Annotated in this window: 17 protein-coding genes; 6 read left to right on the top strand and 11 right to left on the bottom strand. The window is 64.7% G+C overall.

Annotated features, from left to right (window positions below; translation table 11 throughout):
- Positions 1 to 36: 36 nt before the first annotated feature.
- From ASD04_RS09805 to ASD04_RS09840, 8 genes are all read right to left on the bottom strand, one after another.
- Positions 37 to 2,829: a [protein-PII] uridylyltransferase gene (locus ASD04_RS09805; RefSeq protein WP_056255858.1), complete on the bottom strand. Its 2,793-nt coding sequence runs from the start codon at positions 2,827 to 2,829 to the stop codon at positions 37 to 39.
- Positions 2,810 to 5,515, bottom strand: coding sequence for a DNA mismatch repair protein MutS (gene mutS / locus ASD04_RS09810; RefSeq protein ID WP_056255860.1), 2,706 nt, complete (start codon positions 5,513 to 5,515; stop codon positions 2,810 to 2,812). Before mutS ends, ASD04_RS09805 begins: the two co-directional genes overlap by 20 nt.
- A gap of 88 nt (positions 5,516 to 5,603) precedes the next feature.
- The gene (locus ASD04_RS09815) at positions 5,604 to 6,419 is read right to left on the bottom strand and encodes a DUF2189 domain-containing protein (RefSeq protein WP_056255862.1); all 816 of its coding nucleotides are present in this window, start codon (positions 6,417 to 6,419) and stop codon (positions 5,604 to 5,606) included.
- Positions 6,420 to 6,753: 334 nt separating this feature from the next.
- Positions 6,754 to 8,376 (bottom strand): glycoside hydrolase family 43 protein, encoded by a 1,623-nt coding sequence (locus tag ASD04_RS09820; RefSeq protein ID WP_056255863.1) that lies wholly within the window; start codon positions 8,374 to 8,376, stop codon positions 6,754 to 6,756.
- 10 nt (positions 8,377 to 8,386) lie between these two features.
- Positions 8,387 to 8,830 carry a GNAT family N-acetyltransferase gene (locus ASD04_RS09825; protein WP_056255866.1) on the bottom strand — a complete coding sequence of 148 codons (444 nt, stop codon included), beginning with the start codon at positions 8,828 to 8,830 and terminating at the stop codon, positions 8,387 to 8,389.
- A complete protein-coding gene (gene xylA, locus ASD04_RS09830; protein ID WP_056255869.1) occupies positions 8,830 to 10,137 on the bottom strand; it encodes a xylose isomerase in 1,308 nt (435 codons plus the stop codon). Before xylA ends, ASD04_RS09825 begins: the two co-directional genes overlap by 1 nt.
- The gene (gene xylB / locus ASD04_RS09835) at positions 10,134 to 11,597 is read right to left on the bottom strand and encodes a xylulokinase (RefSeq protein WP_056255872.1); all 1,464 of its coding nucleotides are present in this window, start codon (positions 11,595 to 11,597) and stop codon (positions 10,134 to 10,136) included. Before xylB ends, xylA begins: the two co-directional genes overlap by 4 nt.
- Before the next feature lie 92 nt (positions 11,598 to 11,689).
- On the bottom strand, positions 11,690 to 12,733 hold the full coding sequence (locus tag ASD04_RS09840; protein ID WP_244488296.1) for a LacI family DNA-binding transcriptional regulator: 1,044 nt from the start codon (positions 12,731 to 12,733) through the stop codon (positions 11,690 to 11,692).
- A 119-nt stretch (positions 12,734 to 12,852) separates the two neighbouring features.
- Here ASD04_RS09840 and ASD04_RS09845 point away from each other — a divergent pair, with 119 nt between their 5' ends.
- The 3 genes from ASD04_RS09845 (at position 12,853) to ASD04_RS09855 (ending at position 16,459) form a co-directional block, all read left to right on the top strand.
- Complete coding sequence (locus ASD04_RS09845) at positions 12,853 to 13,863, top strand: aldose epimerase family protein (RefSeq protein ID WP_056255875.1); 1,011 nt, start codon at positions 12,853 to 12,855, stop codon at positions 13,861 to 13,863.
- A 706-nt stretch (positions 13,864 to 14,569) separates the two neighbouring features.
- Positions 14,570 to 15,685: an epoxide hydrolase family protein gene (locus ASD04_RS09850; protein WP_056255878.1), complete on the top strand. Its 1,116-nt coding sequence runs from the start codon at positions 14,570 to 14,572 to the stop codon at positions 15,683 to 15,685.
- A 63-nt stretch (positions 15,686 to 15,748) separates the two neighbouring features.
- Positions 15,749 to 16,459, top strand: a complete 711-nt coding sequence (locus tag ASD04_RS09855) for a YafY family protein (protein ID WP_056255881.1) — start codon at positions 15,749 to 15,751, stop codon at positions 16,457 to 16,459.
- A gap of 11 nt (positions 16,460 to 16,470) precedes the next feature.
- Here the strand turns inward: ASD04_RS09855 and ASD04_RS09860 are convergent, their stop codons facing one another.
- Positions 16,471 to 17,880 (bottom strand): short-chain fatty acyl-CoA regulator family protein, encoded by a 1,410-nt coding sequence (locus ASD04_RS09860; RefSeq protein ID WP_056255883.1) that lies wholly within the window; start codon positions 17,878 to 17,880, stop codon positions 16,471 to 16,473.
- 151 nt (positions 17,881 to 18,031) lie between these two features.
- Between ASD04_RS09860 and ASD04_RS09865 the strand changes: the two genes are divergently transcribed.
- Together ASD04_RS09865 and aceA are read left to right on the top strand one after the other, a co-directional pair.
- Complete coding sequence (locus tag ASD04_RS09865; protein WP_056255888.1) at positions 18,032 to 18,259, top strand: hypothetical protein; 228 nt, start codon at positions 18,032 to 18,034, stop codon at positions 18,257 to 18,259.
- A gap of 240 nt (positions 18,260 to 18,499) precedes the next feature.
- The gene (aceA, locus tag ASD04_RS09870; RefSeq protein WP_056255890.1) at positions 18,500 to 19,783 is read left to right on the top strand and encodes an isocitrate lyase; all 1,284 of its coding nucleotides are present in this window, start codon (positions 18,500 to 18,502) and stop codon (positions 19,781 to 19,783) included.
- A gap of 41 nt (positions 19,784 to 19,824) precedes the next feature.
- Here aceA and ASD04_RS09875 read toward each other — a convergent pair whose 3' ends face one another.
- Positions 19,825 to 20,454 carry a DUF1294 domain-containing protein gene (locus ASD04_RS09875; RefSeq protein WP_056255893.1) on the bottom strand — a complete coding sequence of 210 codons (630 nt, stop codon included), beginning with the start codon at positions 20,452 to 20,454 and terminating at the stop codon, positions 19,825 to 19,827.
- A gap of 137 nt (positions 20,455 to 20,591) precedes the next feature.
- On the opposite strand from ASD04_RS09875, the gene cfa reads away from it, so the two are divergent.
- Positions 20,592 to 21,710: a cyclopropane fatty acyl phospholipid synthase gene (cfa, locus tag ASD04_RS09880; RefSeq protein WP_056255895.1), complete on the top strand. Its 1,119-nt coding sequence runs from the start codon at positions 20,592 to 20,594 to the stop codon at positions 21,708 to 21,710.
- Positions 21,711 to 21,761: 51 nt separating this feature from the next.
- On the opposite strand, the gene ASD04_RS09885 is transcribed toward cfa, so the two are convergent.
- Entirely contained in the window at positions 21,762 to 23,285 is a 1,524-nt protein-coding gene (locus tag ASD04_RS09885; RefSeq protein WP_056255898.1) for a YifB family Mg chelatase-like AAA ATPase, read from the bottom strand.
- Positions 23,286 to 23,369 lie beyond the last annotated feature (84 nt).

The following is a 23,369-nucleotide window of genomic DNA, read 5'->3' on the forward strand; positions in this document are numbered from 1 at the left end:
TGCGACCCTCGAACCACGAGGGCGTGGCACGGGCCGCTACCCATTGGCCACCTTCTCGCCGCGGGGGTGGAACACGCCCATCAGCGCGTCGTGAATCTTGCGCTGGCGGGGCTTGGAGGTGATCTTCTGGCCGGTGAGATCGGTGATGTAGAAGACGTCCACCGCCTTTTCCCCATAGGTGCCGATATGGGCCGAGCCGATGGTGAGGTTGAGGTCGGAAATCTGATGGGTCAGCGAATGCAGCAGGCCCATGCGGTCGAGGCCGGACACCTCGATGACGGTGAACTTTTCACTGAGCGCATTGGAGACCGTGACCTGCGAGGGCAAAGCGAAGGGCCGCAGCCGCTTGTTGTGGCGGCTTTCCTTGCCCAGATCGATGAGGATCTGCCGCTTGCCCTGCAGCAATTGCTTGACCGTATCGATGATGCGGGTGGCGCGAACCTTCTCGTCCTCGTCCGAGGTAAAGGAGCGGCGCAGCCGGAAGGTATCGAGGGCGTGGCCGTCGCGGGTGGAAAAAATCTGCGCCCCGATAATGGAAGCATCCTGCATGGTGCAGGCACCGGCGATCAGCGACAGCAGGCGCGGATGGTCGGGCGTATAGAACGACACCTCGGTAATGCCCTCGAAGGCCTTGACCCTGATGGATCCGGCAAACGGCTCCCCGGCCATATCGGCCTGGCGGATCATGCGGGCATGCTCCACCTGCAATTCGGGCTCGGCGCGCAGCCAGTAGTGATCGTAGTGGCGCGCCACATAGGCTTCCACATCGGCCGGTGGCCAGGCTTCGAGCGAGGCGGCCAGCGCACGGCGCGCCGCATTGACGCGATCGGAGTGCGTCACCTGGCTGTGCCCGCCAGACAGCAACGGCTCGGTGGCATAGTAGAGGGCGCGCAGCAAAGAGCCCTTCCAGCCGGTCCAGACGCCGGGGCCGACGGCGCGGATATCGCAGGCGGTGAGGATCATCAGCAAAGCCAGGCGCTGGGGCGACTGCACCACATCGGCAAAGGCCTTTGCGGTTTCGGGATCCTGGATATCGCGGGCCTGGGCGATCTCGCTCATCAGCAGGTGATATTCGATCAGCCAGGAAACGGTGTCGGTCTCCGCCGGGGAGAGGCCGAAGCGCGGGCAGAGTTTCCGGGCGATGCGGGCGCCGGCGATGGAATGGTCTTCCGGGCGGCCCTTGGCGATGTCGTGCAGGAACAGCGCGACATAGATCAGGCGCGTATCGTTGAGCTGCGGCAGCAGTTCGTGGGTCAGCGGCAGCTGGTCGCGCAGCCCGCCATTGGCGATGTCGGCCATGACGCCGACCGAGCGGATCAGGTGCTCGTCCACCGTATAGTGGTGGTACATGTTGAACTGCATCAGCGCGACGATCTTGCCGAAATCGGGCACGAAGCGGCCGAGCACGCCGCTTTCGTTCATCTGGCGCAGGATGCGCTCGACCGATTGCGGGCTGGTCAGGATGGTCAGGAAGTGCTCGTTGGCCTTGGCATCGTGCCGCAGCGTGTTGTCGATGAGGCGCAGCGAGCGGGCGATATGCTTGATGGCATCGGGGTGGAACAGCAATTGCTCCCGCCCGGCGACGAGGAACATACGGATGAGGTTGACCGGGTCCTTCTCGAACACGTCGGGGGCCGCGATATTGAGCCTTCCGGTATCGAGCACGAAATCGGTTTCGCCCTTGATGCGCGACTTGCCCGAGCGGAAGGGCGCCAGCACGCGGCCGACCAGGTCCATATCCTTGGCGTGGTTGAATTCAAGGCTGGCGCAGATGATGCGCGTCAGGTCGCCCACATCCTTGGCGACGAGGAAGTAGCGCTTCATGAAGCGCTCGACGCCGAGCATGCCGACGCGCTGGGCATAGCCCATGCGCTCGGCCAGTTCGGGCTGCACGTCGAAGGTCAGCTTCTCCTCGGCCCGGCCGGTTACGAAATGGAGGTGGCACCGCACCGCCCAGAGGAAATCCTCGGCGCGCGAGAACAGGCGGTATTCGGCGGCTGACAGCACGCCCTTGCCGACCAGTTCATGCGATGTCTTGACCTGGTAGAAATACTTGCCGATCCAGAACAGTGTGTTGAGGTCGCGCAACCCGCCCTTGCCGTCCTTGATATTGGGCTCGACCACATAGCGGGTATTGCCCATCAGCTTGTGCCGCTCATCGCGCTCGGCCATCTTGGCGGCGATGAATTCGGGGCCGGTTTTCGGCATGATCTCGGTTTCGAAGCGCGTGACGAGATTGTCGAACAGCGCCCGGTCGCCGGTCAGGAAGCGGGCTTCGAGCGTGGCGGTGCGCACCGTCATGTCGGCACGGGCCATGCGGATACATTCATCGACCGAACGGACGGCGTGGCCGACCTTCTGGCCGAGATCCCAGAGCATGTAGAGCACATATTCGGTGACCTGCTCGCCCCAGGGCGTCTGCTTGTAGGGCAGGATGAACAGCAGGTCGATATCGCTCCCCGGCGCCAGCGTGCCACGGCCATAGCCGCCGACGGCGGAGAGGGCGATGGCCTCGGCGCCACTGGGATTGTCGACCGGATAGACGCGGCGGGTGGCAAACAGATGCACCGCGGCGATGATCTCGTCCTGGGCATTGGAGAGGTTCTGCGCGCAGCGTGCGCCCTTGCCTGACGCCAGCAATTCGGCCTCGGCCTGCTTGCGCGCTTCGGCCAGGGTCTTGCGGATATGCGCCAGCACCGCAGCGCGGGCGGTGGAGGATTTGGGCGCATCCTCGCCAATCGCCGCATCGAGCTCGCTGAGAATGACCTCGGCCGGCTTGAGCGAGAAGAGCGGTTTTCGCGGCTTTGCCTCAGCTTCGGCGAGCGTCATCGCGGATTTTCTTCAACTCGTAGAGCGTTTCGATCGCTTGCTTGGGGGTCATCTCGTCGGGTCGAACGACGTCGAGCGCGGCATGTACAGGGTCCGGCCCTGCCGGCCGGGAGGGCGGCTGGTGGGCGAAAAGTGGCAGATCGTCTAGCACGCTGGCCTTCTGGCTGGAAGAGGCGGTGCCGGCCGAGCGCTGCTCCAGCACAGTGAGAACCTGGCGCGCCCGCGCCAGCACCGGCTCGGGCAGGCCGGCCAGCCGCGCCACCTGGATGCCATAGGAGCGGTCTGCGGCGCCTGGCCCCACTTCATGCAGGAACACCACTTCGCCCTCCCATTCGCGCACCTTCATGGTGACGTTGGCAACCCGGCTCAGTGTCTTGGCGAGGCTGGTCAGTTCGTGGAAGTGGGTGGCGAAGAGCGCCCGGCAGCCGGTGGTTTCGTGCAAGGCCTCGACGGCCGCCCAGGCGATGGAGAGACCGTCGAACGTGGCGGTGCCCCGGCCGATCTCGTCGAGCACCACCAGGCTGCGCCGGGTGGCGCGATTGAGGATGGCCGATGTCTCGACCATTTCGACCATGAAGGTCGAACGGCCATGGGCAATGTCGTCGCTGGCGCCGACGCGGGAAAACACCCGGTCCACCACGCCGATATGGGCCGACGTCGCGGGCACGAAACTGCCCATATGCGCCAGGATGGCGATGAGTGCATTCTGGCGCAGGAAGGTCGATTTACCGCCCATATTCGGGCCAGTCACCAGCCACAGGCGCCCGCCGCCAATGGCGTCGTCGCCACTGAGATCGGCGTCATTGGCGACGAAGCTCTGGCCCTCGGCCGAGACCATATCTTCAACCACCGGATGGCGACCGCCATCGATGCGGAAAGCCAGCGAATCGTCGATTTCGGGGCGGATATAGGCGCGAGTGGCAGCCAGATGCGCCAGGGCCGCGGTCACGTCCAGCTCGGCCAGGGCATCGGCCAGCTCGCGCAGGGCATCGGTGCGGCTCAACACGTCATAGCGCAGGCTGGCGAAGACCTTGAGCTCGATTTCCAGCGCCGCCTCATGCGCGCGGGCGATGCGGCCTTCGAGATCGGCCAGCTCGGTCGTGGTGAAGCGCATCGCGTTCGCCAATGTCTGGCGATGGATGAAGCTCTGCCGGTGGGGCTCTTCGAGCAGCCGCGTGCCATGGGCGGCCGGCACTTCGACGAAATAGCCGAGCACGCCATTGTGCCGGATCTTCAGCGAGCGGACGTCGGTTTCCTCGATCAGCCTTGCCTGCAGCGCTGCAACGACGGCGCGGGTTTGGCTGGCCAGGGCCCGCTCGTCATCGAGCGCCTGGTCGTAGCCCTTGCGGACAAAGCCGCCATCACGGCTCAGCAGCGGCAATTCGTCGTCCAGCGCCAGCGCCAGCTCGGAGGCCAGCGGCAAGGGCGCGGCGGCCAGGGTCTGCGCCAGCCGGGCCAATATTGCGGGGGCGTCCTCGATACGGCCGAAATGCTGCGCCAGTGCCGCGGCGGCGCTCACCGCCTTGCCGATGGCGGCCAGATCGCGCGGACCGCCGCGGTCGAGCGCCAGCCGCGTCAGCGCGCGGGCGAGGTCGGGCACCGCCTTGAGATCGGCGCGCAGGCGACCGGTCAGCAACGTGTCATTGGCGAGCAGACCCACCGCATCGAGCCGTTCGTTGATGGCTGCGGCATCGGCCAAAGGCGACGCCAGCCGCGCTGACAGCAGCCGCGAGCCGGGAGCGGTGACCGTCAGGTCGATGACCTGGCGCAGCGAGCCCCTGACCTGGCCGCGCTGGGTCTGGTGCAGCTCGAGACTGGCGCGCGTGGCCTGGTCGATGGCCATGTGCCGGCTGGCCGTATCGGCTATCGGGGCCCGCAAGGCCACGCCGACGCCCTTCTGGCTCTCGCGCACATAAGCGACCACTGCGCCCAGAGCCGCTCGCGCGGCGCGGGACAGCGACGTGGGGTCGAATGCACTATTGGGAAAGGCGGCGCGCAGGCTTGAAGTGGCCGTTTCGCTGTCGAAGCTGTCGGCAGGCGCGGCGTAGGTGATGGGGGTCCAGGCCGGGGCGAACAGGTGCCGCTCGGTCAGCGCCAGCCGGGTCGCTTCGGTCAGCAGCAGTTCGGCCGGGCCGATGCGGGCCAGTTCGTCCTGGAGCTGTTCAGCCGACAGATCGGCGGTAAAGGTCTCGCCGGTCGAGACATCGGCCCAGGCCAGGGCGAAATCGGTCTCGCCATGGCGCACCATGGCCAGGGCGGCCAGAAAATTGGAGGTACGCGCGTCGAGATGGTCATCCTCGGTCAGCGTGCCGGCAGTGATCAGCCGCACCACGTCGCGCTTCACCACCGATTTGGCGCCGCGCTTCTTTGCTTCACTGGGGTCTTCCACCTGTTCGCAGATGGCGACACGGTGGCCCAGCTTGATGAGCTTGTTGAGATAGTCGTTGGCGGCATGGATGGGCACGCCGCACATCTGGATATCCTCGCCCAGATGCTTGCCGCGCTTGGTCAGCACGATGCCCAGGGCGGCGCTGGCAATCTCGGCATCCTCGAAGAACAGCTCGTAGAAATCGCCCATGCGATAGAACAGCAGATAGCCGGGATTGACCGCCTTGATCTCGAAATACTGCGCCATCATCGGCGTCAGGGCCGGGGTCTGCGCTTGTTCGATGGGCGATTGGTCCATGGGGCAAAGGGGTCTCGGCGAGGAAGCCGAGACCTTATGGCGTTCGGGGCGGAAATCCAACCTTCGGCACCGGGGTTTGCCCCGGTGTTTACATCCCCCTTATGACCGAAGCCGGCTCCACCACCTTGCGATAGAGATGCCAGGTGGCATGGCCGAAAATGGGGATGGCCACGGCCAGGCCGACAAAGAGCGGCAGCGAGCCGATGAAGATGCCTGCCCCCACAATGATACCCCAGGCCAGCATCGACACCGGATTATGCATGACCGCGCGAAACGAGGTTTCGACGGCCACAAAGGCCCCCACATCGCGGTCGAGCAGCAGCGGAAAGGCGATGACCGTGGTGCAGAGGGTGAAGATGGCGAAGAGCGCGCCCAGCATGGTGCCCGTTATGAGCAGGGTCATGCCGCCCGGTTCGGTGAAGATCTGGTTCATCAGCCCGCCCAGCGTCTGCGGCGTGGATGAGCCGAACAGGCTCTCGTACAGCGCCTGCGCCGCGGTCAGCCACAGGGTGAAGACCGCCAGGAGCATGATGGCCAGCGCGGCGATCGAGCCTATGGCCGGTGATTTCAGCACTTCGAAAGCGTGATGCCAGGACGTGTCGAGGCCCTGTTCGCGCCGCCGGGAAATTTCGTAGAGCCCGATGGCGGCGAAAGGCCCGATCAGCGCGAAACCGCCCACCAGGGGGTAGAGCAGCGGCCAGGTGTAATAGCCATCCATCCACACCGTCAGCACGATGCCGACAATGGGATAGATCAGCACCAGCAGGACGTAATGGCTGGGCTTTTCCCAGAAATCGGCAATGCCCCGGCGCAGGGCATCGCCCAGGTCGCCGAGCGTGATCGTATGGATGACCGGCATGTCGAGCTTGTCGCCGGCACCGGAAATGACGTGGAAATTGGCCATGGCGTCAGGTCTCCTTTTCAGGAGGCCGCTGGCCCATGAGAACGCTGCCCCGTCACGCCCCCGCGAACCGCGGCCGCAACGAGGTGAGCCTAGCCCAGGTGCGACCGATTGTCGCCCCAAATCGGGGAAACGTGATCGGGCCTTCCGCAACACCCCACCCTCAATCCCTCCCCACAAGGGGGAGGGAGGCGCCAGATCGACCTTCAAGGGTCAACTCGGATATCTACTCAACCGCTGAGCAGGCTTCCCTCCCCCTTGTGGGGAGGGAATGAGGGTGGGGTGAGTCACACGCACTTATCCGACAACCACACCCCAAGCGGCGCTTCCGCTCGCCCTATCGCAGCGAATCCACCTCGTAGCGATCGGACGGATCGTGCTGCGGGCGATAGGTGAAGTAGTCGAAGACCGCCGGGCTGGCGGTGCCGTTGAGGTCATGGGCCGCCATGCCGACAAAGGCGCCGGTGAAGCTGCCATGGGCCTGATGGCCGCCGCATTCGTCCGAGAGGATCGAGGCGTCCAGAACCGGGCCGATGGGCTGCAGATCCTGGCCTTCCAGCGCGTAGAAGAATTGCAGCTTCCGCCCGCGAATGGTCAGCGCCAGCCTGACCTTGCCTTCATTCGGAATCTGCACCGGCGCGGCCGGGAAGGTCAGATTGCCGTCGGGCCAGGAGATTTCCGAGCTCATCAGCAGCAATTCGCGCTGCCCGTCGGCATGCGCGGTCACGGCGAGGTAGAAGAAGTTGTAGCGGCTGTAATAGGCCGTCAGCCCCGCCATGGTGCGCTCGTCGGTGGCTTTGAAATCCACCACCGTCTCCGCATCGTAGGAGAAGTGCTGCTGCCGGCGGGCCACCAAAGCCTGCTCGAACCAGGAGCCGATCGACTCGCGGCCGAACAGCGTCAGCCTGCCGCCCTCGACCCTGAAAATGCGGTCGGCTTCGGGCGTACGCAGCCACTGGAAGTCGATGGGCAGGCCGTTCTCGAACGTATAGCGCTGCTCGGCCCAGTATTTTGCCTCGTCACGGGTGCCGGGCACCTCGACATGCAACGAGGGTACCGGGCCGTTCTTCACATAGAGCCAGTCGTCATCGCCCCAATAGGCTTCCTGGATCGCGGTTTCGCGGCCGAGGACGCAGCGGCGCTCCTGGGTGGTGGGGCGGCCGGTGAGGTGGACCAGGTAGGTCTTGCCCTCGGGAGTCTCGACGATGTCGCCATGGCCGGCGCGCTGCAGGGCAGCGAGCGGGGCATCCTTGGAGGTCAGGATGTGCTTTTGCGGATGGGTCTCGTAAGGCCCGTCGATGTTGCGCGAACGGGCGAAGGTGCAGGCGTGGTCATAGGCCGTACCGCCCTCAGCGGTCAGCAGGTAGTACCAGCCGTTCCGCTTATAGAGATGTGGACCCTCGACCAGCTTGAGGTCGGTGCCCTGGTAGATATTCTTGATCCGACCGACCAGCCTGCCCGCCTTGGCATCGAATTCCTGCAGCGCGATGCCGGCGAATTTGAGCGGGCGGGTGCGGTGGTCCCAGATCATGTTGACGATCCATTTGCGGCCGTCATCGTCATGGAACAGGCTCGGGTCGAAGCCCGAGCTGTTGGTATAGACCGGGTCCGACCACGGGCCCTCGATCCGGTCGGCCCAGACGATGTAATTATGGGCGTCCTTGAACGAGCCGTCCTTGCGTTTGACGTCGGTATAGACCAGCCAGAACTTTTCGCCGTCATGGGTCAGGCAGGGGGCCCAGACGCCGCAGCTATCGGGGTCGCCGCGCATGTCGAGCTGCGCCTTGCGCGTCAGCGGGCGGGTGACCAGCTCCCAATTGGCCAGGTCCCTGGAGTGGTGAATCTGCACGCCGGGGAACCACTCGAAGGTGGAGGTGGCGATGTAATAATCGTCGCCGACGCGGAGAATGGACGGGTCCGGATTGAAGCCGGGCAGGATGGGATTGGTGATCTGGGGCATGGCAGGGATCCTAGGTAAGCGGCAGCGTCATGCGGTATTGAAGAAAACCGGACTCGCTGGCCAGGCGGTCATAGAGCTGCATGGCCGTGTGATTGGTACGGTGGGTGGTCCAATAGACCCTCGAGCAACCCTTGGCCGTCGCGTCGGCCGCGACATGCTCGATCAGTGCCCGCCCATGGCCCTGGCCGCGGCCCGCAGGCGCGACGAACAAGTCCTGCAGGTAGCAGCTGTCGGAGATGGACCAGTTGGTGCGGTGGTAAAGCCAGTGCACCAGCCCCACGGGCATCCCGTCCTGGAGCGCCAGGGCGCCCCAGGTGGGTTCGTCGGGATCGAGCAGGCGCGACCAGGTCGAGGCATAGACCTCATCGGGCAGCACGGTGTCGTAGAAGGCCAGGTAGGCCTTCCACAATTCCGTCCAGGCGGCGCGGTCAGCCGCTTCGATCGGTCTGATCATCACACGAAGCGGTTGATCAGATTTTCGAGATATTCCTGCTGGCCGGATTTCGGCTGCGGGTTGATGTTGTCGGCATCGACCTTGGCGGCGAGGTCGGCGAGCGACAGCTTGCCGTCCAGGATGTCCTTGCCCATGCCCTGGTTCCAACCGGCATAGCGGGCATCGACTGTCCTGTCGTAAGTGCCGTCCTCGATGAGCGCCGCCGCCGCCTTGAGCGAGCGGGCGAGCACGTCGAGGCCGCCGATATGGCCATGCAGCAGGTCGGCCGGATCGATCGACTGGCGGCGCACCTTGGCGTCGAAGTTCCAGCCGCCCGAATTGAGGCCGCCGGCCTTGAGGATTTGGTAGAAGGCGAGCGTCGTCTCGGGGACATTGTTGGGGAACTGGTCGGTATCCCAGCCCGACTGCAGGTCGTTGCGGTTGGCATCGACCGAGCCGAGAATGCCGAGCGAGGCGGCCAGAGCCAGTTCGTGCTCGAAGGAGTGGTTGGCGAGGAAGGCGTGGCCGACCTCGATATTGCACTTCACCTTGGTTTCGAGGCCGTACTTCCTGAGGAAGCCATAGACCGTGGCGACGTCGAAATCATACTGGTGCTTGCTGGGCTCCTGAGGCTTGGGCTCGATCAGGATCTGGCCCTTGTAGCCGATCTTTTCGGCATGCTCGATGACCATATGCAGGAAGCGGCCCATCTGGTCCTGCTCCTGGCCGATCTTGGTGTTGAGCAGGGTTTCATACCCCTCGCGGCCGCCCCACAGCACATAATTGGCGCCGCCCAGTTCGTGCGTCAGCTCCAGCACGTTCTTCACCTGGCCGGCGGCATAGGCGAAGACTTCCGGGTCCGGATTGGTGGCGGCGCCGGACATGTAGCGGCGGTTGGAGAACAGGTTCGCCGTGCCCCAGAGCAGGCGCGTCCGGCTCTTTTCCATCTTCCGGGCGAAGATTTCGCCGATTTCGCGCACATTGCGGTTGCTCTCGGCGAGCGTCGCCCCTTCCGGCGCGATATCGGCGTCGTGGAAGCAGAAGAAGGGGATGTCGAGCAGGTCGAACAGCTCGAAGGCCACGTCGGCCTTGAGGCGCGCGCCCTCCATGCCCTTGTCATACCAGGGCCGGTCGAAGGTGCGGCCGCCGAACGGGTCGCCGCCTTCCCAGGCGAAGGTGTGCCAATAGGCGACGCCGGGACGGATATGGTCTTCCATCCTTTTGCCGAGGACGATTTCGTCCTTGTTGTAGTGGCGATAGGCCAGCGGGTTGGTGCTGTTGGCACCCTCAAACTTCACCGGCGAAATGCCCTTGAAAAAGTCGGTCAATTACGTGCCTCCTCGATGGCAGGATAGAGCGCGCGATAGCGTGCATATTGGTCGGAATAGGCGGCCGACAAGTTTTTGTCGGGCGCAATGACTGTTCGTATCGGCGGCATGGTCATCACCGTCTGGGGCGAAGCTCCTTCGGCGGCACAGAGGCCGAGCCGGGCAGCGCCGAGCGCACCGCCGAAATCGCCATCCTCGGGCAGGGCGATTTCCATATCCAGATTGGTGGCGATCATGCGGAGCCAGAGGGCGGATTTTGACCCGCCGCCCACGGCCAGCAGATGGTCGATTTTCGTGCCGGCATCGGACAGGACACGCTGGCTGTCGCGGAAGGCGAAAGTCACCCCCTCCATCACCGCCTGGGCCAAACGGGCCGGATCGGAGAGATGGCTGAGGCCCACGAACGAACCACGCGCTGCGGCATTGTTATGCGGGGTGCGTTCCCCCGAGAGATAGGGAAGGAAGATTTCCTCGCCCGGTCCGGTGAACTGCGCCTCGGCAGCAGCGGAAAGCGCGGCCTGTTTCTGGCCGGTGATCTTGCTCAGCCAGTTGAGACTATCGGTCGCCGAAAGGATGACGCCCATCTGGTGCCAGGTATCGGGGATGGCGTGGCAGAAGGCATGCACCGCCCCTTCGGTATTGGGGCTGAAGCGCTCGTTGGAGACGAAGAGCACGCCCGACGTCCCCAGCGAAACAAAGCCTTCGCCCGGCCGGATGGCGCCGATGCCGCAGGCGGAGGCGGCATTGTCGCCGGCGCCGCCGGCCACCACGACGAGACCGTCCATGCCCCAGCGCTGCGCCAGCTCGCGCTTGAGCGTGCCCGAACTCTCCGAGCCCTCGACCAGGCGCGGCATATGCGAGCGATCCAGGCCGGTCACAGCCAGCAACGCGTCGGACCAGTCGCGCTTGCCGACATCGAGCCACAGCGTGCCCGACGCGTCGGACATGTCCTCCACATATTCGCCCGTCAGCAGCAGGCGCACATAGGCCTTGGGCAGCAGGACCTTCTCGATTTTTTCGAATACCGCCGGCTCGTGCTTGCGGACCCAGGCGATCTTGGGCGCGGTGAAGCCGGGCATGGCGATATTGCCGGCCAGCTGGCGCAGCGAGGGGAGCGCCGCTTCCATTTCCTTGCATTCTTGCGCCGAGCGCCCGTCATTCCACAGAATGGCCGGGCGCAGGATTTCGTCATTCCTGCCGAGCAGGGTAGCGCCATGCATATGGCCGGAAAGGCCGATGCCGCGCACCGAAGCTAGCTCCGCTGGATGGGACGCCTTGAGCTTGTCGATGGCGGCCAGGGTGGCGGTCCACCAATCGGCCGGATTTTGTTCGGACCAGCCCGGATGCGGCCGCACCGGCTCGACAGCGGCGGCCGAGGCGTCGCCCAGCGCCCGCCCATGCTCGTCGATCAGCAGCGCCTTGACGCCGGACGTGCCGATATCAATGCCGAGATAGGTCATGATGCACGTACCTCATATCTGGAGCGGTGCAGCATCTGAACGTCCTCCCGGCCCGTTTTCGGGCCCCGCCGGTTTGATGATTGGCGTGCTTCTTAGCGCAGATTGTCGCGCAGGAAAATCCCGATTTCAATGGGGTCCGTTACTGGCTTGCCACTGCTGCCCAGGGCCAGGCTGCGCGCCGCGGCAATCGCCTCGCGGATTTCGCCATCGGGGTTCTGGTCCAGCACCACGTCGATGGCGCCCGAGCGCAGCCCGCGGCGTGTCGGATCGGTCAGCTCATGGGCAATGACGCGGATGGCTCCGGCGCGCTTCGAGGCTTCGAGCGCCGCCACCAGGCCACTATTGCCGGCCCCCAGATTATAGAGCCCGGCCAGATCGCCATGTCGTTCGAGCAATTCGGCCACGATGGCCTGGGTTTCGCTGCGCTCGTCATGGCCCTCGATGGGCCCGATGATCTCGATGGCGGGAAATTCGGCGGCCAGGGCGGCCCGGAAGCCCTCGAGCCTGTCCGAGTGGTCGCGCAGATGGAGCGAACCGGCGATGACCGCCACCTTGCCGCCATCGGGCAGGAACCGCCCCATCAGCGAAGCCGCGGTGCGGCCGGCGGCTGCATTGTCGATGCCGATGAAATGCCGGCGCAACGTGCCCGGCAGGTCGGAAACCAGCGTCATCACCACGATGCCGCGGCGCGTAGCGTTATCGACTGCCGCCTGCACCGAGGGTTCCTCGCCGGCGACGATGACGGCGCAATCGCATTGGCGGGCATCGAGCGCGTCGAGGCTCCGGGCCAGGGCATCGGCATCGAGCGCCCGGATGCGATGGGTTTCGATATGCATGCGGTCGGCCAAGGCAGGACCAACCCGCCGCGCCACCGCATCGGCGAGGCTCGCCATGAATTCATTGGAGCCGTCAGGGATGATGAAGCTGAGCTTGAGATCGCGCGCACGCGCCAGCAGGGACGCACTGAGATCGCGCTGGAAACCGATTTCGGCAATGGCCGCCTCGACCTTTTCGGCCGTGGCGGCGCGCACGCCCGGGCGGCTATTGAGCACGCGATCGACGGTGGCCAGCGAAACGCCGGCCGCCCGCGCCACATCATGCACCGTAGCCCGGCGTCTCAACCCGATCTCGTTCACGCATGCTCCCCTTGTCCTCACGCGGAGGATCGTCAGGTGGTGCGGAAAGGTCAAGTGCATCGTTGCAGGCAGACGAGAAAGCAGGCTACAGGTTCCGCGCAAATTACGGGGTGCGGGTCATGGCCATAGCAGTATCGACGTTCGGCAGCTTCGGGGACAAGCGGGTCGACCAGTTCCGCCTCGTCAGCGAGACCGGTGTCCGGGTCGACCTCATTTCCTATGGCGTGGCGGTGCGCGACTGGCGCGTGCCGGTGTCGGGCGGCGAGCGCGGCGTGGTGCTCGGCTTCGACAGTTTCGACGCCTATGCCGAGCACAGCCCGCATTTCGGCTCGCTGGCCGGACGGGTCGCCAATCGCATCAAGGGGGCTTCATTCGATCTGAACGGCAAGACCTACAAGCTGCCCGCCAATGCCGGCGACCTGCAGCTGCATGGCGGGGCCGAAGGCCTGGGACGGCAGGTATGGGACGGGCAGGTGGACGAGGCCAACAACACCGTGCGCTTCACCCATTTCTCGCCCGATGGCGCCATGGGCTATCCCGGCAATGTGAACTTTTCGGCGACCTATACTTTGCGCGGCAACCGCCTGCGCCTCGAACTCAGCGCCACCACCGACCAGCCGACCCCGATCAGCCTGGTGCAGCACCAATATTTCAACCTCGGCACATCGGCCGACGTGCTCGACCATACGATCCAGGTCAATTCCTCCGCCTATACCGAGCTGGGCGCCGACCTGGCGCCGACCGGCGCCATCCTGCCTTCGCGCGGCACCATCTACGACCTCCGGCAGCCCCGCAGCATGCGCGACGCGGCGGGCCAGCCGGTCGACTATGATATCGGCATGGCGCTCGATACCGGCCGCAGCACCAGCGAGCCGATCGCCACCGTGGTCGCGCCGGGCAAGGATTTGACGCTGAAGCTATGGAGCGACCGGCCGGGCGTGCAGGTCTATAATGGCGTCTGGACCGACATCCCGGTGCCGGGGCTCGATGGCAAAAGCTACGGCAAGCATGCCGGCTTCTGCCTCGAAGACCAGGCCTTTGCCGACGCGGTGCACAATCCGCATTTCCCCAATGTGATCTACGCGCCCGAACGGCCCTATCGCCACTGGTGCGAGTTCGAGATCGCCTGACGCCGGCCTCTACCAGGGCATTTACGACGCTCTGAGGTGGTGGCACCATCCCGAGATCGCGCCACCACCGCAAGGTAGTCGATCAACACCCCCACCCTTGGACGCATGAGGCCAGTTACCCCTCTCCCCTTGAGGGAGAGGGTGGAAATCCGCGTTCAGCGGATTTGCGGGTGAGGGGTGCTGCGCTCTGCCATGCTTGCATGTCAGCGGAGGGCTCGATACCCCTCATCCGCCCGGAGCCTGTCCTCGTGCGCGAAGCGACACGGGGAGGCACCTTCTCCCTCAAGGGGAGAAGGGAAAAAGCCCAGGCGCTCGAGGTAAACATTCCCCAGTGAGGGGGTGGCCACAAGCCCCAACTTATCCATCTTATCCCCGTCTCCAAAAGCTGCTGCATACTGTGCTCATCCCCGCCAATCACGCGGCCCCGACGCAGGGCCGGGCGGGGAGGCTGGAGACGGGGGCGCCCGTTTGGCCGGGCAGAAAGTCGGNNCACCTGTGTCCGGACCCGGTGAGGAAACTCCAGATCCGTGATGGGCGGCCCTTGGTCCGTTCTATGTCGACAGTTCTTGGTCCAAAGGCCGCCCATCATCCGTGTAACCGCAAGCGAAAGCCGGGCGGCGATTGCGCACGTCCGGCCATAGAGGCTGCTGACGGGACCTGTCAGGGCCTCAAGGCATCGTCTTCCCAATGACCCTGGAGAGACAGCATGACTCCCTTCACCATCGCGATATCGGATGCCGAGCTGGCCGACCTCAAGGCGCGGCTGGCCGCGACCCGCTTTCCCCGGACGCTGGATGGCGTCGGCTGGGACTATGGCACCGAAGACCAATTCCTGCGCCGCTTCGTCGCCTATTGGGGCACCCAGTATGACTGGCGCGCCGCCGAGGCTCGGCTCAATGCCTTCCCGCAGTTCATCGAGGAGATCGACGGCGAGAGCGTGCATTTCGTCCATGTCCGGGGTCGCGGCGAGACCAATGTGCCGATCCTGCTCACCAATGGCTGGCCCTCCAATTTCGTCGAATTGCTGCCGCTGGCGCCGCTGCTGACCGAACCGGCCGATGGCCTGGCCTTCGACGTGGTCATCCCCTCGCTGCCCGGCTACGGCTTTTCCGGCCAGCCCACGAAGCCGGGTATGAATCTCAGCCAGGTCGCCCCGCTCTGGGCCGAACTGATGACCCGGCTCAATTATCCCAAATTCCTGGTTTCAGGCTCGGATCTGGGCGCGGGTGCCGAAATGGGGCTGGTGCGCGATTTCCCCGAACGGCTGATCGGCGCGCATTACGTCAATGTCTATTCCGGCTTTCCGCGGCCCGAGCAACCGACGCCGGAGGAACGGGCCTATTTCGGCACAACGGACTATTGGGCCTTTGCGGAGGGCGCCTATGCCATGATCCAGGGCACCAAGCCGGCCACTCTGGCGGTGGGACTCAACGATTCCCCGGCCGGGCTGGCGAGCTGGATACTCGAAAAATACCAGAAATGGGGCGATACCGGCGGCGACGTGCTCAATGCCTTCGAGCTCGACGATCTCTGCACCATCCTGTCTGTCTACTGGTTCACCCAGACCATCGGCAGCTCGGTGCGGCTCTACAAGGAGGCCTTTGCCGACACGGAACTGCCCAAAAAAGCACCGAAACACGACGTGCCGCATGCGATCCTGCTGCCGCCGGCCGACAATCCGGCGCCGCGGGCCTGGGGCGAACGCAACCTGTGGAACATCGTGCGCTGGACCGAACTGCCCTGCGGCGGGCATTTCCCGGCGCTCGAAATACCCGAGACGCTGGCCCATGACATCCGTGCGTTCCATGGCCAGATCGCATAGCGATTGCAGGCTTGGCCCCGGGCCGGGAATCTGGCATCCAGACCGAACAGGGGAGAACGAAACATGGACAAAACCGAGCGCCTGTTTGCCGTCATGGACGCCCTCCGGCGGCATAGACGGCCGGTCACGGCGGCGGCACTGGCCGAGGAGCAGGGCGTTTCCGTGCGCACGCTCTATCGCGACGTGCAGACCCTTATCGGGCTCGGCGCGCCCATCGATGGCGAAGCGGGGGTCGGCTATATGCTGAAGCCCGGCTTCTTCCTGCCGCCGCTGATGTTCACGCCCGAGGAGCTGGAAGCGCTGGTGCTGGGCGCGCGCTGGGTCGGCGCGCAGCCCGATGACGGCCTGGGCGCGGCGGCGAAAAATGCGCTGGGCAAGATCGCCACCGCCTCGCCCGAGGATTTGCGCGACCGCATCAACGACACCGGGCTGTGGCCGGTCGCCGTGTGGAGCGCCAATTCACGGCAACCCATGCCCATATTGGGGCAGGTGCGCCAAGCCATGCGCACGGAAAAGGCGCTGCAAATCTCATACGAGGACGAAAGCGGCAATCCGACCGAGCGCGCCATCTGGCCGGTGCAATTGGCCTATTACGAGGGCAAGCAGGTGATCGCCGCCTGGTGCTGCCTGCGCACCGCCTTCCGCAATTTCCGCACCGACCGCATTGTCGAGCTGACCGTGACAGAGGCGCGCTATGGCAAGCGCCGCGCCGTACTGGAACGCGAATGGCGCGACAGCTGGCAACACGATGCACGCTGGCAGGGCGGCTCTTAGAGAGAAACGTCCTAGCTCATCCGCGCGTAAAGGCTTTCCGGCCTGATATCGTCATCCAGCCGGAAGCGGTGATCGGCCGGGGGATGGGCGCGCTGGCCGCATTCGAGCCGCGGGCAGATGCGGCAGCCGACCCCGACCGGCACGAGCTGGCTGTCACCCGTCAGGTCCATGCCGTCGGAATAGATCATCTCCCGCGCATGATGGATCGAGCAACCCAGCCCGATCGACATGTAGCGGCGCGGCGCATTGTAACGGTGATCGCCCTTGGCGATGGTGCGGGCGATGCAGAAATAGCGCTGACCATCGGGCATCTGGCTGAGTTGGATATTGATCCGCTCGGGCGAGAGGAAAGCCGAATAGACATTCCAGCGCGGGCAGGCGCCCGAATGGCGCGGAATATGGATGCCCGAGAGCGAGAAGCGCTTACTGATATTGCCGGCAATATCGGATCGTACCAGATGCAGCGGAATGCCCGAGGCACCCTTGCGCTGCAGGGTGGTCATGCGATGGCAGACCTGCTCGAAACTGGCGCCGAAGCGGCGGGCAATGCGCTCGATATCGTAGCGATAGTCGCGGCAGGCGCGCAGGAAGGGCTCATAGGGCATGATGAGCGCGGCGGCGAAATAGGCCGAGAGCACATTGCGCGCCAGGGCCGGTGCATCGCCTTCCGGCAGGGTGGAATGGGCGATGATGGCGGCGATTTCGCTGCCGGCGGCCAGTTGCCCGAGCTGGTGGGCTATGAGGAACAGCGCGGATTCCGCCGGCAGGATATCGGACACCAGCAGGTGGCTGCGCCGCTGGTCCAGCTGGCGGGCAATGCCATGGGGCAGGGAAGCCAAACGGACATCCAGCCCAAAGACATTGAACAGATAGGTCCGCAACCCGAACTCGAAATTGTCGCCGCTATTGTCGATATCGGCGCGGATGCGCTCGGCGGCATCCTCCAGATCAGCGAAGTGGTTGGCATTCTCCTGCAGGAAATCGGAGATCGCATCCGTGGCAAGGTGGAACGGCTCGGCCTCCCCCAGGGCGGCGGGCGCCAGGCCGGGCTTGGCGACCAGCCGATAGCGGTCATAGAGCTTGAGGATGGCGCGCGCCGCGGCCGGATTGGCATGGGCCAGGTCGCGGATTTCGAGATTGGTCACGTCGCTATCGGCGAAAAGGTCGTCGCCGAACGCCTCCATCAGGTCGCCGACCAGCCGGCCTTCGTCGCCATCGACCAGCTCGCCCGGTTCGACGCCGAAATGGCCGGCAATGGAGAACAGCAGCGGCACCGTGACCTTGCGGCGGTTGTGCTCGATGAGATTGAGGTAGCTGGCGGAAATGCCGAGCGCCTGGGCGAGGTCGGCCTGGGCGATCTTCTTCTGCCGCCGCAGCCGCTTGATGCGGCCGCCGATCTGCATGTCCTGCGTCTCGTTCATGCCTTTCCTCCGGCATTTCTTGACAGAATTTACAAATCCGCCATGGAAATTTGACCGCCCTTTACAGCTTTACTGGCCGGTATGCGCTTATTTCTTGCATACTCCGTCCGCTTGTCAAATATTTACACCAACGAAGTGAGGAGACTTTCGGATGAGCCCGTCTAGCAGCGAACGCGAGGAATACCTGACCATCATCGCCCCCACGGCGGGCGAGGCCATGGCCCAGTTCAAGGCCCGCCATCTCGATGAGCAGGGCTATGCCATTGCCGGCAAGATCGGCCGGCACCAGTTTTCCCTGGTCGGCGGCGAGGGCAGCACGGAGCTGTTCGCCGGCAACGGCATGATCGCCGCGACCTTCAGCCGGAAGGTGGCGGGGTAGCTGGGCCTTCCCCCTCTCCCCTTGAGGGAGAGGGGCGACCTGGCGCGTTCAGCGGAAGGTCAGGGCGAGGGGGCTGCCTTCGCCATGCTTTAATGGTTGCGGAAGCAACCCCTCATCCGCCCTTCGGCCACCTTCTCTCCCAAGGGGGAGAAGGGAAGAAAGAACTTGTTCCACGTGAATCACCGAAATCCCCGCCGCTCCAGCGGACCGGCGAAGCCATGTCCATCAGGAGGAGACACCATGCTCGACAAGCCGATTTTCCCGACGCCCGACTATGCCCCCGATCGCTGGCGCAATATCACCCGCACCTACACGCAGGCCGATGTCGCCCGCCTCTCCGGCTCGCTGCCGATCCGCCATACGCTGGCGGAGAACGGCGCCCGCCGCCTGTGGGAATTGCTGCAGAGCGAGGATTTCGTGCCGACTTTGGGCACTTTTACCGGCAATCAGGCGGTGCAACAGGTCAAGGCCGGGCTCAAGGCCATCTATCTCAGCGGCTGGCAGGTGGCTGCCGATGCCAATTCATCGGGCAATATGTATCCCGACCAGAGCCTTTATCCGGTCGACAGCGTTCCCAGCGTCGTCAAGCGCATCAACAAGGCGCTGCAGCGGGCCGACCAGATCCAGACCATGGAGCAGGCCGACGGCATGGCCACCACCGACTACGATTTCTTCGTGCCGATCATCGCCGATGCCGAAGCCGGCTTTGGCGGCGCGCTCAACGTGTTCGAGCTGATGAAGGCCATGATCGAGGCCGGCGCCGCGGCGGTGCATTTCGAGGACCAGCTCGCTAGCGAGAAGAAATGCGGTCATCTGGGCGGCAAGGTGCTGGTGCCGACCAGCCAGTTCATCCGCACGCTCAATGCGGCACGGCTGGCCGCCGACGTGATGGGCGTGCCGACATTGATCATGGCCCGCACCGATGCGGAAGCGGCCCGGCTCATCACCTCCGATATCGACCCCTATGACGCGCCTTTCGTCAGCAAGGAGCGCACCGCCGAGGGGTTTTATCAGCTCAAGGGCGGCATCGATGCCGCCATCGCGCGCGGCATTGCTTACGCGCCCTATGCCGATCTCATCTGGTGCGAGACCTCGAAACCGGACCTGGCGGAGGCGCGCAAGTTCGCCGAAGCGGTGCGCAAGGTGCATCCCGAGCAGATGCTGGCCTATAATTGCTCGCCAAGCTTCAACTGGGCCCGGCATATGGACGAGGCGGCCATGGCGGCCTTTCAGCGCGAAATCGCGGCGATGGGCTACAAATACCAGTTCATCACCCTGGCGGGCTTCCACAATCTCAGCCTCACCACGTTCGAACTGGCGCGTGCCTACAAGCAGGATGGCATGGCCGGCTATAGCCGGTTGCAGCAGGCCGAGTTTGCTGCCGAAGCGCATGGCTTCTCGGCGGTTCGGCACCAGCGCGAAGTGGGCACCAGCTATTTCGATGCGGTGTCGCTGGCAGTGAGCGAAGGCAAGAGCGCGACCACGGCGATGGGTGAATCGACCGAGGCGGCACAGTTCCACTAAGACCGACCTGGCCGCTTCCCTGTGGGGAGGCGGCTGCTCGCTCAGGTGGGCAGCAGTGCGCCCAGCCAGCCAAAGGCCAGCGCGGCAAGAAACAGGGTGTGGACCAGTGCGATTGTCCATGTCGCGGCGACGAAGCGCGGCTTGACCGTCTTGTGGCGATAGACTTCCTGCGCCGCCAGCCCGCCGATAATGCCGAAGGACAGGTCGACGACATGCAGGTTCGTTTCGCTGACCCGGTATTTGCCCGTCAGCGCATAGAGCTTGTCGAAGCGATAGAGCAAAGCCGAGCCGGCGCCCATCCCGGCATAGAGCAGGCCGATCCATTCCGGCGTCCGCCCGGTGCCGATGGCCCAGAGGATCAGCAGGGTCATCAGGGTCGCGGCAGCTGTGCGCAGGCCGAGCCTGTAGCGCGATATGCCGGCGGGTGACTGCTTGATGTCGCGCAAGGTGGCTGGCTGTGGCGCGGGAATGGTGGTGATGATCACTTCCACCGCCGATGGGCGCCCCTTGCGGCCGATGGCGGTTTCGAACGTGACGCTATCGCCGACACGCGGCCGCCCATCGCCGGCGACCTTGGAAATATGGACGTAATAGTCCCGCCCCGTGTCGTCGCGCACGAAGCCATAGCCGCCCTTGTTGTTCCACTGGACCAGTTCGCCCGATCTTCGCATCTTTATCCTGCTGGCACGTCGCCATGACCAATATGCGGCGCGGGTTAAGGACGTCTATCTGCCAAATAAGCTATTGATCGCCAAACGACGATGGCAGTAACCTTTGCGGCATTGCCGACCAGACATTTGCTGCTGCCATGTCAGAATCCGCCAAGCGCTTCGTTACCAGCCAGTTGGACAAGATTGGCGTTATCGTCAACGGCCCCAATCCGTGGGATCCGCAGGTTCATAATGACCGCCTGTGGGGGCGTTTGCTGCGCGACGGCACGCTGGGCCTGGGCGAAAGCTATATGGAAGGCTGGTGGGACGCAGCGGCGCTCGACCAGTTCCTGTTCCGCCTGATCAGCGGCAATATCCAGAACGCCTTTCCCAAGGACCTTGCCGTAATGTGGAGCGTGGCCCGCGGGCGCCTGCTCAACCTGCAGCGCCTGCATGTGACCGAGGTGGGCGAGAAGCACTACGATATCGGCAACGATCTCTATGCCGCCATGCTCGATGCCAGGATGATCTATTCCTGCGGCTACTGGAAAAACGCCACCGATCTCGACGCGGCGCAGGAGGCCAAGCTCGACCTGATCTGCCGCAAGGTGGGGCTGGCGCCGGGCATGTGCATTCTCGATATCGGCTCGGGCTGGGGCGGTTTCCTGCAGTTTGCCGCCGAGCGCTATGGCGTTTCGGGGGTTGGCGTGACCGTCAGCAAGGAGCAGGCGGCTTTGGCCAATGCGCGGACCGCCGGATTGCCGGTCGAAACGCGGCTGCTCGACTACCAGGCGCTCGACGGCCAGTTCGACCGCATCATCTCGATCGGCATGTTCGAGCATGTCGGCTACAAGAATTACCGTGCCTATTTCGAAAAGGCGGCGAGCCTGCTCAAGCCGGACGGGCTGATGCTGCTGCACAGCATCGGCGGCCATACGTCGACGACGCATGGCGATCCATGGAGCGAGAAGTACATTTTCCCCAATGGCATGCTGCCCTCCATCGCCCAGATCGGCAAGGCCGTGGAAGGTCTGTTCGTAATGGAGGACTGGCACAATTTCGGTGCAGACTACGATCGTACGCTGATGGCCTGGCGCGACAGGTTCGACGCCGCCTGGCCCAGCCTGGATAGCGAGAAATACGACACCCGCTTCCAGCGCATGTGGCGCTACTATCTCAGCTCCTTCGCCGCCATGTTCCGCGCCCGGAGCATCAGCCTGTGGCAGGTGGTGCTATCGCCCCATGGCGTGCCCGGCGGCTATCAAAGCGTCCGCTGACACGGATTCACGTGAAACACTTATCCACAGGCTTATGCACAGCCTGGCCGGCTACGCCGCCCCGAAATTGAGCCGATAGCTCAGCGCCTCGGCGATATGAGGGCGGCCGACACGCTCGACCCCCGCCAGGTCGGCCAGGGTACGAGCTACCTTGAGCACGCGGTGATAGGCCCGCGCCGAGAGATTGAAGCGCTCGGCCGCCTGCAGCAGCAGCGCCTGGCTTTCCTTGTCGGGATTGACCACGGCTTCGATCAGCGCCGAACCCGCGGCGGCATTGGTGAAGATTTCAGGCGCGCCATGCTCGGCAAAGCGCTGCCGTTGCCGCTCGCGGGCTTGCGCGACGCGCTCGGCCACCACGGCTGAGCTTTCGGCCGCTGCGGCGGGCGCGATCATGTCGGCCGCGGTCACGGCTGGCACGTCGATGCGGATATCGATGCGGTCGAGGAAGGGGCCGGAGACGCGGCCTTGATAATCGTCGGCACAGGCCTTGCCGCGGCGGCAGGTATGGCCGGGAGTACCGGCCAGGCCGCATTTGCATGGGTTCATCGCGGCGATCAGCTGCACGCGGCTCGGATAGCTGACGCGGGCATTGGCACGGGCGATGACGGTTTCACCTGATTCCAATGGTTGTCGCAGGCTGTCGAGCACGCTGGGGGCAAATTCGGGCAATTCGTCGAGGAACAGCACGCCGTTATGGGCGAGGCTCACCTCGCCGGGCCGCACCCGCAAGCCGCCGCCGACCAGAGCCGCCATCGAGGCCGAATGGTGCGGCGCGCGAAACGGGCGCCGATCGGACAGCGCTCCACCGGCCAACTCGCCGGCGATGGACTGGATCATCGAGATATCGAGCAGCTCGCGCGGATCGAGCGGCGGCAGGATGGAGGGCAGCCGGGCTGCCAGCATGGATTTGCCCGCCCCGGGTGGCCCCACCATCAGCATATTGTGGCCACCGGCGGCCGCCACTTCCAGCGCGCGCCGCGCCACCTGCTGCCCGCGCACGTCCCTGAGATCGGGCAACGCGCCTTGCGGCAGGTATTTGCGGGGAACCGGACGCGCCGCCAGCTGATGGCCGGTCAGGTGATTGGCCAGCGCCAGCAGGCTCTCGGCCGCGACGATATCGAGGTTCTCGCCGGCCCAGGCAGCTTCGGCGCCCGAGGGTGCCGCGCAGATGAGACCCAGATCGCGGCCCTGCGCCGCGATGGCGGCCGGCAGGATGCCGCCGACATGGGCCAGCCGCCCGTCGAGCCCCAGTTCGCCCAGCGCCAGATAGCCATCGAGCGCATCCTGGGGAATGGCGCCGATGGCGGCCATGAGGCCGAGCGCGATGGGCAGGTCATAGTGGCTGCCTTCCTTGGGCAGGTCGGCCGGCGCCAGATTGATGGTGATGCGTTTGGGCGGCAGACCGAGCCCGGAAGCGACAAGCGCGGCGCGAACCCGCTCCCCCGATTCCTTGACCGCCTTGTCGGGCAGGCCGACCAGGATGAATTGCGGAAAGCCCGGCGCGATCTGCACCTGCACATCGACCGGCACTGCCTCGATGCCTTGAAACGCCACTGTCGCTACGCGGGTGACCATTGCCCAATGCCCCCAAGCCCCACGGCAATCTAGCAAAGCAAACGGCGCCAAACAAGAACGTAAAGCGAACGGAATATGGCCTGT

Source organism: Devosia sp. Root436, assembly GCF_001426345.1.
Classification (GTDB): Bacteria; Pseudomonadota; Alphaproteobacteria; order Rhizobiales; family Devosiaceae; genus Devosia.

Bases quoted from the DNA above. Each gene is read 5' to 3' on its own strand.
- ASD04_RS09805 (WP_056255858.1), bottom strand. From the start codon at position 2,829: ATGACGCTCGCCGAAGCTGAGGCAAAGCCGCGAAAACCGCTCTTCTCG.
- mutS (WP_056255860.1), bottom strand. From the start codon at position 5,515: ATGGACCAATCGCCCATCGAACAAGCGCAGACCCCGGCCCTGACGCCG.
- ASD04_RS09815 (WP_056255862.1), bottom strand. From the start codon at position 6,419: ATGGCCAATTTCCACGTCATTTCCGGTGCCGGCGACAAGCTCGACATG.
- ASD04_RS09820 (WP_056255863.1), bottom strand. From the start codon at position 8,376: ATGCCCCAGATCACCAATCCCATCCTGCCCGGCTTCAATCCGGACCCG.
- ASD04_RS09825 (WP_056255866.1), bottom strand. From the start codon at position 8,830: ATGATCAGACCGATCGAAGCGGCTGACCGCGCCGCCTGGACGGAATTG.
- xylB (WP_056255872.1), bottom strand. From the start codon at position 11,597: ATGACCTATCTCGGCATTGATATCGGCACGTCCGGCGTCAAGGCGCTG.
- ASD04_RS09845 (WP_056255875.1), top strand. From the start codon at position 12,853: ATGGCCATAGCAGTATCGACGTTCGGCAGCTTCGGGGACAAGCGGGTC.
- ASD04_RS09850 (WP_056255878.1), top strand. From the start codon at position 14,570: ATGACTCCCTTCACCATCGCGATATCGGATGCCGAGCTGGCCGACCTC.
- ASD04_RS09855 (WP_056255881.1), top strand. From the start codon at position 15,749: ATGGACAAAACCGAGCGCCTGTTTGCCGTCATGGACGCCCTCCGGCGG.
- ASD04_RS09860 (WP_056255883.1), bottom strand. From the start codon at position 17,880: ATGAACGAGACGCAGGACATGCAGATCGGCGGCCGCATCAAGCGGCTG.
- ASD04_RS09865 (WP_056255888.1), top strand. From the start codon at position 18,032: ATGAGCCCGTCTAGCAGCGAACGCGAGGAATACCTGACCATCATCGCC.
- aceA (WP_056255890.1), top strand. From the start codon at position 18,500: ATGCTCGACAAGCCGATTTTCCCGACGCCCGACTATGCCCCCGATCGC.
- ASD04_RS09875 (WP_056255893.1), bottom strand. From the start codon at position 20,454: ATGCGAAGATCGGGCGAACTGGTCCAGTGGAACAACAAGGGCGGCTAT.
- cfa (WP_056255895.1), top strand. From the start codon at position 20,592: ATGTCAGAATCCGCCAAGCGCTTCGTTACCAGCCAGTTGGACAAGATT.
- ASD04_RS09885 (WP_056255898.1), bottom strand. From the start codon at position 23,285: ATGGTCACCCGCGTAGCGACAGTGGCGTTTCAAGGCATCGAGGCAGTG.